5 protein-coding genes, 1 tRNA gene and 3 rRNA genes are annotated in these 13,349 nt (G+C 35.6%); 2 read left to right on the top strand and 7 right to left on the bottom strand.

The features are described 5' to 3' along the window. Positions 1-12: 12 nt before the first annotated feature. Positions 13-1,080: an NAD(P)-dependent alcohol dehydrogenase gene (locus CSUIS_RS07785; protein ID WP_086298416.1), complete on the bottom strand. Its 1,068-nt coding sequence runs from the start codon at positions 1,078-1,080 to the stop codon at positions 13-15. Positions 1,081-1,229: 149 nt separating this feature from the next. Between CSUIS_RS07785 and CSUIS_RS08615 the strand changes: the two genes are divergently transcribed. Next, entirely contained in the window at positions 1,230-3,626 is a 2,397-nt protein-coding gene (locus CSUIS_RS08615) for an autotransporter outer membrane beta-barrel domain-containing protein (protein WP_236860783.1), read from the top strand. 1,188 nt (positions 3,627-4,814) lie between these two features. On the opposite strand, the gene CSUIS_RS07795 is transcribed toward CSUIS_RS08615, so the two are convergent. The 5 genes from CSUIS_RS07795 to CSUIS_RS07815 all read right to left on the bottom strand — a co-directional run bounded on the left by CSUIS_RS07795 (position 4,815) and on the right by CSUIS_RS07815 (position 11,725). Continuing rightward, entirely contained in the window at positions 4,815-4,955 is a 141-nt protein-coding gene (locus tag CSUIS_RS07795) for a TrbM/KikA/MpfK family conjugal transfer protein (protein WP_086298592.1), read from the bottom strand. A 1,112-nt stretch (positions 4,956-6,067) separates the two neighbouring features. After that, a 5S ribosomal RNA gene (gene rrf, locus CSUIS_RS07800) occupies positions 6,068-6,187 on the bottom strand. 151 nt (positions 6,188-6,338) lie between these two features. Further along, positions 6,339-9,364: ribosomal RNA gene (locus CSUIS_RS07805) — 23S ribosomal RNA — on the bottom strand. Positions 9,365-9,827: 463 nt separating this feature from the next. Continuing rightward, positions 9,828-9,903, bottom strand: a tRNA-Ala gene (locus tag CSUIS_RS07810). A gap of 80 nt (positions 9,904-9,983) precedes the next feature. Beyond that, positions 9,984-11,725 (bottom strand): 16S ribosomal RNA (locus CSUIS_RS07815). The 16S, 23S and 5S rRNA genes sit together here with 1 tRNA gene alongside, the layout of an rRNA operon. Before the next feature lie 362 nt (positions 11,726-12,087). Here CSUIS_RS07815 and cheQ point away from each other — a divergent pair. Beyond that, positions 12,088-12,564: a cheVAW transcriptional regulator CheQ gene (gene cheQ / locus CSUIS_RS07820; RefSeq protein ID WP_086292843.1), complete on the top strand. Its 477-nt coding sequence runs from the start codon at positions 12,088-12,090 to the stop codon at positions 12,562-12,564. Here the strand turns inward: cheQ and CSUIS_RS08405 are convergent. Continuing rightward, on the bottom strand, positions 12,561-13,325 hold the full coding sequence (locus CSUIS_RS08405; RefSeq protein WP_096030652.1) for a CatB-related O-acetyltransferase: 765 nt from the start codon (positions 13,323-13,325) through the stop codon (positions 12,561-12,563). The two genes, cheQ and CSUIS_RS08405, sit on opposite strands and share 4 nt — an antisense overlap. Positions 13,326-13,349: the final 24 nt, after the last annotated feature.

Consider the following 13,349-nt stretch of genomic DNA (forward strand, 5'->3'; position numbering starts at 1 on the left):
TATAAACGCCATTTAAACCTTCATATCAATCACATAGCGAAACTCTCCAGAGCCGTTTGTCAGCTTCTCATACACTTCATCGATTTGCGATGGACTAATCAAAATAGTCTCAGGGTAAATTTCATTTTCAAGCGAAAAATCCATCATCTCTTGAGTCTCGCTAATCCCACCAATTAGTGAGCCATAGACCTTCTTACCAGCTTTATGCACTAGCTCAATAACGCTTATACTAGGTGCTATCTCATAAGGCGGAAGTCCTACAATAGCCAACTCTCCGCCAAATTTAAGCAGATCTATATAATCTCCTATATTATATGAAGTTGGAATAGTAGAGATGATGAGATTAAATCGCTCTTTTATCTGATTTTGGTCTGTTGAAGTATAAAAATTTGTAGCGCCAAGCTCTAAGGCTTGAGATTTTTTCTTATCATTTCTAGCAAATACACTAACTTCAGCACCCATTTTAACAGCGTATTTTAAAGCCATCATTCCAAGACCGCCAAATCCAGCCACACCTACCTTATCCCCAGCTTTTATCTTAGAAAATTTAAGCGGCGAATATGTCGTAATCCCTGCGCACAATAAAGGAGCAACCTTATCCAAAGGAGCATTTTTAGGCACTTTAATGGCAAATTTTTCACTCACAACTATATTATTAGAGTATCCGCCATATGTGTTTTCATTATTGTGGAAATAATCAGTAGAATTATAGGTATAAACCGTCTTACCACTTTGACAAAACTGCTCCTTGCTAGCCAGGCACGCCTCACACTCCCCACAGCTATTTACCATACAGCCAACACCAGCATAATCGCCAATTTTAAATTTGCTCACATTTTTACCAACTGCGACTACTCGTCCAGCTATCTCATGCCCTGGAACGCACGGATACATAGTACCACCCCACTCATCTTTGGCCGTGTGTATATCACTATGGCATATACCAGAATACAAAATTTCAATCAAAATATCCCCATCACCCAGGCTATGGCGAGTAAATTCAAAAGGGGTAAATTTAGAATCCTTAGATAGCATCGCATAGCCCTTAGCTGGGATTTTACCTACAAAAACACTGCTCATATTAATCCTTTAATCAAATTTTGGCAAATTCTATCTAAATTTATTAATATTTGAGTTAAGCAAAGAAAATTTAAATTCAATTATTATTTAAATAATATTTAATAATAATTATATATAATACCAAACTAGTCTTATTTTTAGGAGATATTATGAAATTATCACTTATTGCATCAAGTGCAATAATCAGTTTAGGATTGGTAAGCAATGCTAATGCTAAATACATATATCCAAATCAAGGTGATTTGGAAGATTACTTTGATGTGCGTATAGCTAATGATACCGCAAGTATGACGATAAAGGATACTTATACAAACGAAGCGTTAAATATCCAAAGCAATGTAAATGATTTTGTCGTAGATAAAATAAATAAAGAAAATACATTTACATATATCAATGTAGGCACTCACTCACTTGATATAGAAAACATACGAGATAGTGAGCTAGCAGATACAGCATCTAGAATGTATAATGCAAACCTTAGCGCTTCTAATGTCAATTTAAAAGATATGAGTTTGGAGTATTATAAAAATGCAAATTCAATAAATGCAAATGTGAAAATAAGTAACGATCCGCAATCCAATACTTCAAACTCCTCTATTTTAGTCATAAGTAGCTTGTCAAATGACAGCTCTAATGCTTCCTTAAACATAGCTGGAGCTTTAGAGGCTAGTAAAACTAAATTTGAAGGAGCAGCTACTAATGGAAATTTGAACTTTAATGTTGGAAATAAAGCAAATATCACAGATTCTAGATTTTTAGTGCTAAATAGGGATTTAGGCAATCTAGCATTAAATAAATTTACATTTATGAGTGCAGAAAACTTCAATGAAGATATAACCACCAAAAATACAGCTGGAGCTAGCTTTTTTAAGAGAATTGATGAAGTTTTTAGTAAAGAACTCGCAGATAAATTCTCATCAATAACAAATGGTAGCTACCTTACTAGAATGGATTTAAAAGACTTAGTAGAGTATAAACTAAGCGTAGAAAAAGATGGAAATAAAGAGTATCTTATCATTAGTGGTGGTCCAACTAGCAAAATAAATAGCATAAAAGCCATACTTGAAACTGAAAAAGAGTATCTAAATGCTGTGATTAAAGACTATGATTTAGAAGAAAATGCCAAATTCAATCCAGTTATGAAAGATAGCTTAGAAAACCTAAAAACACAAATTGCCAATAAAGATAATCTTATTTCTAAGATAAATAGTAGCGGTGGTGATGAAAGCAAGCTAAGCACACAAGAAAAGATGGAAGCGATCGGAATTGAGATTACTCAAACTTCTAAATTTATATTTGAAAAAGTATCTAGCCTACAAACTAGACAAGCAAATGGCTATAAACTACTTCTTACCACAGGAGTAGTTGGCGGAGCGAACAATACTAAAAAAATATCTAACTCTATGCAAACATCAGGAAATATAGATGAGTCCAAAAATATATTTGATAGCCTAGTAGCTTCTAATATCGACCCTTCGATCGGCGTAAAAGCAATTACAGATGAAAACTTCTTTAAAAATGTTAGAGATAGCTCTAAAGGCAATATAAATATCTTAAATACTGGAAGTAGCATAAATAGTGCTATTAATATATCAAATGATATGAGTATAAACAAAAGAGTAGCAAGTATAAATAACCCTTATAATAGCGTAAAATTTGCTAATATACTTAAATCTACTCTTTTAGCAAATAGTGCAAATGTAGCAAGCGATGCTATCTATGACTACTATGGGGTAAGCAGCTATGACAATAGCGTATGGGCAAATACATTTGGCGGTGTAAATATCATAGATGGAAATAGCGGTGGACTATATGGTATTAGCGTAGGTGCTGATAGACAATTTAATGATAATTTGCTTCTTGGTGTATATGCTACTTATGCAAACTCAAATATCAAAGATAAGCTAAACGAGCAAGAAGTAAATAACTATCAAATAGGTATTTATAGCTCTTATAGATTTGACTCTTATGAGATAAACTCTAAGCTTTATGGGCAAATAGGGGATACAAAACAAGATATAAGCTTAGCTGGAAATGTAAATAGCTCAAATTTTAATAGAAAATTTGCTGGATTTAGCTCCAATATCGGCAAGATCTTTAGCGTAAGCAACGATCTATTTTTAAAACCTTTTGTAGGAGCAAACTACTACTATAGCTATACGCCTAACTACACAGAATCTGGTGCTTTATCAAGAAAGGTAAGATCTAATACTAATAACTCTGTTAGTTTAGAGCTTGGTCTAGAGAGTAGAAAATACTTTAGCCAAGACTCATATCTATTTATCGCACCTAAAATAGAGCAATATATAATCAATAATGGCGATGACTACATAGCAAACTTTATGGGCTCAAATACTGCATTTTCTATCAAAGGAGATGATAAGAAAAAGACTTATGGACAATTAATCATAGGCGGAAATGTCGCTTTAAATGATAGACTAAGTTTAGATGCTGGAGTTGGAGCTAAGCAAATTTTAGCCGGAAAAGTAGATTCTAAAAATGAAACCTATCTAAGCGGTAATATAGAGGTTAAATATAAATTTTAATTTTTATTGCGTATAAGGGGCTTAATTGCCCCTTGATTTAGCATTATTTCGCACAGGCTAGAAATATAACTTCAATTTATAAATTGATTTTTATAATTTCTACCCTATCGCAAAAAAGAGATTAATTTTTGCTATGATGAAGAGATATTTTAGCTTTTTGATCTTAGCTCACAACAGAACCTAAAATTGAAAAAGCTATAATAATAATGATAAAAGCTACAATCGGCACTGCGATACCTACATAAATAGCCCATTTAGCCACGCCAGACATCTGATAAAAACCATTTTATTATTCATATCCAAGGCTTTTTCAAAGCGTTTTATTACTAAATACTTACCAAAAATAGGAACATAAAACCCAATAAGAAAGTTTATCACAGGGATCCAGCCAAGACAAATACAAGCTATCAAATATATCAAGCCTTCTTTGTTTAGTTTTCTATAAAATAAAAACTACCCACCAAAAATAAGTCCCCACCACGACCAAGTAGGTTCAAATTTAAGCCTAGGTCTCATTCCAGCTTTAAAAAACTTCTCAGCTGCCGTGGCATAAATCTCCACCTTTTGTGGAGTGTCTAAAAATTTGCCAAGCTCTTGCCTTAAAAGCTCGGGATTTTCAAATACAGCTCCCCCCCCCCTATCTAAAAATATACTTAAATTTAAAAATATTAAAATAGATTTAAATAAAATAAGGATTGCGTATGGCTACTAATTTTACTTTTAAGAGATATAAATTAAGTTTTACACATAGAAAAAGTTGTGTATCGATATAAAAGAATTTAAAACTATATTTTGCTATAACTCCCTTATGGGGATATGCCATAGGGCTGGTACCACTATGGCAAATTTTGTCTCTATAGAAAGGAGATAAGTATATGCCATTTGTATTTGCGGTAATTATACTACTTTGTATAATTGTTGTCAAGGCTTATTAGTCTTGCCCCACGAAAGTGAGGAAATACAAACCCCCTATGGCTTCTTTTATTTTATCTTAAATTTTAATAACTCCAGCAAATTTTTATAATTGTTGCTTTTTATAGTAATAATTATATAGCAAGTTTCCACCACCACGCTCATATGAGTAACTTCTTGTTGCACAATGCCTATCATTTGGACTTAATTTATCATACTATGGTTATAGATATGAGCTCATAGGCACGATTAAAAATTTTCCAAGGCTTCTTAGCTTTAATAGCAAAAAAATCTAGCAAGTGGTGGATTGCATTCACTAGGGCGTGTTCCGCTTGAGAGGCAAAGCAACACTTCGCAAGCTGTTTTTCTATCGCCAGTTAAGGCATTTAAATTTGTAACAAATAATGAACTTATCATAATTAAAATAGCCAAATTTGCTTTTTTATTAATTTAAATTTTAATTAATTATAATATACTAAGCTCATAATCAAAAATGTAAAACTTAAAATGACTTATTAATTCCATATTAAATATTATAAATAAAAGCAGTCTTATAACTTTTATAAGTTTAATCTAATAAATTACCAAATTACTCACTTTATAATAAGCATTCAACTTCCAAATATAAAATATTTTTAAAAATTTATAATTATTATTTGAATAATATAAAAATTAATAATAAGATGGTATCTAAATTAAATTCAAATATCAATCCTAACTATTTAAATAAAATAAAAAAGAATAAGGTTTTATTATTTTATATATTAAATAATTCTTTATAAATCTAAAAATATTTTAACTTTTTATTTATAAATACATTCATTGCTTTAAGAGTTAATCCATAGTCTAATTAATTATATTATATGGGTTGCAATACTATTTTAATATCTATTTTTAAAAATGTCAAGTTGCTTAATATTACAACTTTGATTTAAATTTGTTATATTAATAAATCGCTATTATAATAACCATAATCACCATAAAATAAAAGCTCATTTATTATTCAATCCATATTCCTTAATTTAACATAACTAGCTAAAAATACCATAGCATAAGCCATATAACCAAATAAGCTTTACCATACAATCAAATAAAAACACTATAATCTAGCATATACTATCTATATTTTAATAGGAATAAAGATAATATAATAAATTCAATCTCGATATAAAACAACAACACCTAAAAACTAAATTTAATAACTAGAAAAATAAAAATTTAAAAAATAAATCTATATAAAATATGTAAAATACAAGTTATCCATATAAAATAACACCTAAAAACTAAATTTAAAAAACCAATTAACTCTAATAAGTTGATTTTTGTTTTGATAATAATATGAAATAATATGAAATAATATGAAATAATATGAAATAATATGAAATAATATGAAATAATATAAATCTTTTAAAATTTCTAATAATTGTAAAATGATTTAATAAATTGAAAAATAATTAAAAGTATAAAAACCACTCACTAACAATCATAAAAAGCTGATTTAAAATAAAAAAGATAGAGAATAAAAACAAAGCTCGCAGCAACCTACTTTTCCAGCATCCCAGTAAGGGAGAGTATCATCGGCCATGAAAAGCTTAGCTTCTTGGTTCGAGATGGAGCAAGGCGTTTCCTAATCATGTATAGCCACGAGCAGTGTTAAATAAAACATTATCTAAATAAGAGTAATATCTTATTTAACACTGCTAAAGCATTAAAGTTAAAAATCACTAAGTTTAATATCTAAAAATATTTTAAAAACCTAAAAGGATTATATTTTATCCTTAACAAGGAAGTGATGCTTATTAAGATAAGCAAACGAGCTATTAGTACTGGTCAGCTAAAGGACTTTCATCCATTACACACCCAGCCTATCAAACTAGTAGTCTACTAGAGCTCTTAAAAGAAGATTCATCTTGGAGTTGGCTTCGAGCTTAGATGCTTTCAGCTCTTATCACATCCCAGCTTAGCTACTCAGCGATGCTCTTGGCAGAACAACTGATACACCAGTGGCTGGTTCAACCCGGTCCTCTCGTACTAGGGTCAACTCTCCTCAATCTTCTTACGCCCACGGCAGATAGGGACCGAACTGTCTCACGACGTTCTGAACCCAGCTCGCGTACCGCTTTAAATGGCGAACAGCCATACCCTTGGGACCTGCTCCAGCCCCAGGATGCGATGAGCCGACATCGAGGTGCCAAACCTCCCCGTCGATGTGAGCTCTTGGGGGAGATCAGCCTGTTATCCCCGGGGTACCTTTTATCCTTTGAGCGATGGCCCTTCCACACAGAACCACCGGATCACTAAGACCGACTTTCGTCTCTGCTCGACTTGTATGTCTCGCAGTTAAGCTGGCTTATGCCTTTATACTCTACGAACGATTTCCAACCGTTCTGAGCCAACCTTTGTAAGCCTCCGTTACACTTTGGGAGGCGACCGCCCCAGTCAAACTACCCACCAGACATTGTCCTACCTAAGGATAACTTAGGCTAGTTAGCTACCCAAATAAAGAAGAGTGGTATCTCAACAATGGCTCACCATAAACCAGAATCTATGGATCAAAGCCTCCCACCTATCCTGCGCATCTTTATCCAAATAGCAGTGTCAAGCTGTAGTAAAGGTCCACGGGGTCTTTCCGTCTTGCCGCGGGTAGGAGGAATTTTCACCTCCACTACAATTTCACTGGATCCCTCTTTGAGACAGCTCCCATCTCGTTACGCCATTCATGCAGGTCGGTATTTAACCGACAAGGAATTTCGCTACCTTAGGACCGTTATAGTTACGGCCGCCGTTTACTCGGGCTTCGATCAAGAGCTTCGCTAATGCTAACCCCATCAATTAACCTTCGAGCACCGGGCAGGCGTCACACCCTATACATCCTCTTACGAGTTAGCAGAGTGCTGTGTTTATGGTAAACAGTCGGGAGGGACTCTTTGTTGTAACCTTCTTTGCTTTGGGAGTAAATCTTAATACAAAGTTAGGCACACCTTATACCGAAGATACGGTGCTATTTTGCAGAGTTCCTTAAAGAGAGTTCTTCCACGCGCCTTAGAATACTCATCCCACCCACCTGTGTCGGTTTACGGTACGGGCAATTATTACTAAACTTAGAAACTTTTCTTGGCTCGATAGTATCATGGATTCTCCATCTACTCCGAAGAGCGTCAAGAGCCTTTAAGATCTCGAATAAAGAGTGGCGGATTTGCCTACCACTCAATCTACATCCTTAGACTAGCACTTCCATCCGCTAGCTCCACTAACTTTAAGCGTCCTTCCATCGCACATAATAATTGGTATTGGAATATTAACCAATTTTCCATCGCATACCCCTTTCGGACTTTGCTTAGGACCCGACTAACCCTACGATGACGAGCATCGCGTAGGAAACCTTGGGTTTACGGCGAAGGGGATTCTCACCCCTTTTATCGCTACTCATGCCTGCATGCTCACTTCTATCCGCTCCAGCACTCCTTACCGGTATACCTTCAACGCTGAATAGAACGCTCTCCTACCACTTGCACTTAATTCTAACTACTCTACTTTTAGATTGATACTTTCTCATAATTTAATTTATGAGCTAAATTAAATTATGAGAAACATAACTTAATCTATTTAAAATTCTAAATTATAGTTAGAATTAAGTGCAAGTCTAAAGCTTCGGTACTCATTTTAGCCCCGTTATATTTTCCGCGCAGAATCACTAGACCAGTGAGCTATTACGCTTTCTTTAAAGGATGGCTGCTTCTAAGCCAACCTCCTGGTTGTTTCAGTAACTCCACATCGTTTTCCACTTAAATGAGATTTAGGGACCTTAGCTGTTAGTCTGGGTTGTTCCCCTCTCGACGACGGATTTTATCACTCGCCGCCTGACTGCTGTGATTACACTTTGCGCATTCGGAGTTTGATAGGGTTTGGTACATTGGTGTATGCCCTAGCCCATTCAGTGCTCTACCTCACAAAGTTACTACACAACGCTATACCTAAATATATTTCGGAGAGAACCAGCTATCACGATGTTTGATTGGCCTTTCACCCCTATCCACAAGTCATCAGGAGCCTTTTCAACGGCCGTCTGTTCGGTCCTCCACTGGCTCTTACACCAGTTTCAACCTGCTCATGGATAGATCACATCGTTTCGGGTCTGCAGCATCTGACTATACGCCCTATTAAGACTCGCTTTCGCTACGGCTCCGGGTTTCCTTAACCTCGCCAGACACCACAACTCGCAGGCTCATTATGCAAAAGGCAGTCCATCACCCTGATAAATCATAGGGCTCTGAATGATTGTAAGCAAATGGTTTCAGGTTCTATTTCACTCTGATCACCTCAGTTCTTTTCACCTTTCCCTCACGGTACTTGTGCACTATCGGTCTAGTAGTAGTATTTAGGGTTGGATAGTGGTCTACCCAGCTTCAGACAGGATTACACGTGTCCCGCCCTACTCAGGATACTGCTAAGTATAAACGCACTTTCATATACGGGAGTATCACCCTCTATGCTTAAGCTTTCCAGCTTATTCTATTAGATTGTTTAAGTCTATGTTGCAGTCCTACAACCCCACTAGCAAGCTAGTGGTTTGCCCTCTTACGCGTTCGCTCGCCGCTACTAGCGTAATCTCGTTTGATTTCTTTTCCTGTTGGTACTAAGATGTTTCAATTCCCAACGTTCGCTCCGCATTGCGGTAGTATATATCACTATATACTGGGTTGCCCCATTCAGAAATTCCCGGATCAAAGCCCCTTGACGGCTCCCCGAGACTTATCGCAGCCTGGCACGTCTTTCATCGCCTCTACTAGCCAAGGCATCCACCATTTGCTCTTAGTAGCTTACCTTTTTTATTAGATTATTATATATTCTAATTCGCATCACTTCCTTGTTAAAGATAAATATAATTAGTTAATCTTTTTTAAAAATAAGATATTTTATTTAAAGATATGACTATTAAATTTATAGTGTTTAAATATTAACTTATAAGACGGAAAGCATTAACTACTATTAAGTAAGTTTTAAAACTTAATAGATTGTGAAGTTAAACTTGATAGTTAATATATTTAGTTATTGGGATAACAGATTGTTTAATTAACTATTTGCTAAACTAAGTCCATATTTAAAGCTTTAACAAGTCCTGTAAAATTGTTTTAAATATTAAAACTTGATTGTGACTTTTAACAATAGGGAAATTAAATAACTTTAGACCATTTATAAAGTCTAATCAGAAAGCTCAAACGCAAACTCTCTGATTAAACCTTAGAAATATATCTTAACTATCTTTTAACTTGCTTTTAACTTAAACTATGGTGGAGAATAGCGGGATCGAACCGCTGACCTCCTGCGTGCAAAGCAGGCGCTCTCCCAGCTGAGCTAATTCCCCTTGTCAATCTCTCAAACCTAAACAAGCTGATTGAGACTATATTGAAGTGATAATTGTGAGATTATCACTTTGTACTCTAGAAAGGAGGTGATCCAACCGCAGGTTCTCCTACGGTTACCTTGTTACGACTTCACCCCAGTCGCTGATTCCACTGTGGACGGTAACTAGTTTAGTATTCCGGCTTCGAGTGAAATCAACTCCCATGGTGTGACGGGCGGTGAGTACAAGACCCGGGAACGTATTCACCGTAGCATGGCTGATCTACGATTACTAGCGATTCCGGCTTCATGCTCTCGAGTTGCAGAGAACAATCCGAACTGGGACATATTTTATAGATTTGCTCCATCTCGCGATATTGCGTCTCATTGTATATGCCATTGTAGCACGTGTGTCGCCCTGGGCATAAGGGCCATGATGACTTGACGTCGTCCACACCTTCCTCCTCCTTACGAAGGCAGTATATTTAGAGTGCTCAGCCTAACTGTTAGCAACTAAATACGTGGGTTGCGCTCGTTGCCGGACTTAACCGAACATCTCACGACACGAGCTGACGACAGCCGTGCAGCACCTGTCACTAAGTTCTAGCAAGCTAGCACCCTCGTATCTCTACAAGGTTCTTAGGATATCAAGCCCAGGTAAGGTTCTTCGCGTATCTTCGAATTAAACCACATGCTCCACCGCTTGTGCGGGTCCCCGTCTATTCCTTTGAGTTTTAATCTTGCGACCGTACTCCCCAGGCGGTATACTTAATCCGTTAGGTGCATTACTGCCATGACTAGCACAGCAACAACTAGTATACATCGTTTAGGGCGTGGACTACCAGGGTATCTAATCCTGTTTGCTCCCCACGCTTTCACGCATTAGCGTCAGTTAAGTTCCAGCAGATCGCCTTCGCAATAGGTATTCCTGGTGATCTCTACGGATTTTACCCCTACACCACCAATTCCATCTGCCTCTCCCTCACTCTAGATTATCAGTTTCTCAAGCAGTTTAATGGTTAAGCCATTAGATTTCACAAAAGACTTGATAATCCGCCTACGCGTCCTTTACGCCCAGTGATTCCGAGTAACGCTTGCACCCTCCGTATTACCGCGGCTGCTGGCACGGAGTTAGCCGGTGCTTATTCGTTGGGTACCGTCATGGTTCTTCCCCAACAAAAGGAGTTTACGCTCCGAAAAGTGTCATCCTCCACGCGGCGTTGCTGCTTCAGGGTTTCCCCCATTGAGCAATATTCCCTACTGCTGCCTCCCGTAGGAGTCTGGACCGTGTCTCAGTTCCAGTGTGACTGATCATCCTCTCAGACCAGTTATGCGTCATAGCCTTGGTGAGCCATTACCTCACCAACTAGCTGATACAATATAGTCTCATCCTATGCCGAGAGCTCTTAGTAATACACATAAAAAAGGTTTTAAAATTATTTTTATTAATCTCTTTTAAAGAAAATATTTTTAATTTAAAAACCACTTTATAATTCAGAATTTTACAAAAATCTTTAAAAGCTAACTGCTTCACTTTTTCTTGCCTTACTACTTATGTAAGACTTCAAAAAAGTTTATTGTTATCTTTTTAGCTTTTTGTTTTAAAATCCATTTTATATGCATTACTAAGAGCTACTTTCCCAACTTAACTTGTGTTAAGAAGGAGTATGGAGTATTAGCAGTCATTTCTAACTGTTGTCCTCCAGCATAGGGCAGATTAACTATACATTACTCACCCGTGCGCCACTAACTCATAAGAGCAAGCTCTTACTTGTCCGTTCGACTTGCATGTATTAGGCACGCCGCCAGCGTTCACTCTGAGCCAGGATCAAACTCTCCATAAAAATACTTCGCAAATTAGCAAAGTAATAATTTATTATGAAGTTTTAATCTAAAAACTTAATTGTTTGTAACTATTAAATTAGCAATTATTTAATTTAAATAATTAAAATTGCCTTTGGCTCAATCGATCACTTGTTTAGATTTCAAAGATTGACTATAAATGATAGTTTAACATTATAAAAATTAAAAAACAGAAACGATAAAGAGATGATTTATCCAACTATAAGAAGGTGCTTCTCAATTCGTGAGCTGGAATTATATAAGAGATATACTTAAAGTTTGCTGAATGATTGGGGAGGGGGATGGAATTTATTGAAATTTTTTTGTTTATTTATTAAAATATGCTAAAAATTTTGGAGTTAGCGTGATTAAATTTACCTTGGCATCTAATAATTTTTTAGATGAGTATGTGTTGAATTGCGAATTTTCTCATATTTGTAAAATTTCAAATGGTGCTTATAAATTTTGGAAAGAAGTGGTCGCGGCTTCATATCAAAACTCTCGCACTGTATTTTTGCATAAAAAATCAATTCCATCAAAGTATCAATATGCCATAAAATCCTGCACAAGTCTAGATGGTTTTGTGCTAGCAAGTGCATTTTGCTCATTTACTGGCGTGGCTAGTTCGCATTTGACTATTTCAAATGGCTCAAATTTAATTAATTTACTTGAGATTAAGATGGTTGATAAGTTTAAATTTGTCAATCTTAAAAAGCTTTATGATGACCTTGGGTTGCCATATTCAGCTCATATATATATAGAAAAATGTAAATATTTTTCGCCAACACCATTTGAAAAGCGTATCAAAATCACAGATACGCTCTGTCTTGGATATTATTAATTCTTATGCTTATTTTTTATCTTTATCGCTTCAAATATGAATTTAATATATCCGCCCTTATACCAACTTTTGTGTGCCTTGATTAAGGAGTTGCCTAGTTTATAGCTTAGATGATTTTTGAAATTTGCTGCTTTTTGGTAGCTAGTTTGTAAGGCTTTAATCTCATTATCTTTTTTAGATATCTGCTCTTTGAGAGAAATTATCTGATCTTGTAAAGATGGCTCTTGTGGTGGTTGTGGCGTGGTTTGTGGTTTTACTACAGATACTGGCTGTTTGCTTATTTGTATTAGCTCTTCAAACTGCATTTTTCTGGGATAAAATGGCTTTATAGTTTGGTTTTGAATTCTACTCTCTAGCTCATCTAAATAATAATTTATATCTTTCATTGCATCTATACCATCAAAATCTGCAAAATGATACTCCCACCATTTTAATTTTAAAAGCCTATTTCTTGTTGGCTCGTCAAAGCGGTATTTTAGTATTTTAGCTGGGCTTCCGCCTACTATAGCATATGGCGGTACATCTTTTGTAACGATGGCATTTTGAGCTACTACGCATCCTGTATGTAGAGTAATTCCTGGCTTTAAAAGAGCGTTTGTGCATACATATACATCATTTTCAAATATTGTTAGTGGCGATGGTGAAACTAAGTGATGACATGGGGTATGTGTATAAGATTTGCCAATTTGTCTTATGCTTGCATCTTTAAAAATATAAAAAGTTGGATTATATATAAAAGATGAAGTTGAAATAGTATCCAAAGAAAGATAAAAATTTAATTAATA

It is taken from the genome of Campylobacter porcelli (genome assembly GCF_002139855.1).
In the GTDB taxonomy this organism is placed as follows: domain Bacteria; phylum Campylobacterota; class Campylobacteria; order Campylobacterales; family Campylobacteraceae; genus Campylobacter; species Campylobacter porcelli.

Coding starts and splice junctions, on each gene's coding strand:
- CSUIS_RS07785 (WP_086298416.1), bottom strand. CDS start 1,080: ATGAGCAGTGTTTTTGTAGGTAAAATCCCAGCTAAGGGCTATGCGATG.
- CSUIS_RS08615 (WP_236860783.1), top strand. CDS start 1,230: ATGAAATTATCACTTATTGCATCAAGTGCAATAATCAGTTTAGGATTG.
- CSUIS_RS07795 (WP_086298592.1), bottom strand. CDS start 4,955: ATGATAAGTTCATTATTTGTTACAAATTTAAATGCCTTAACTGGCGAT.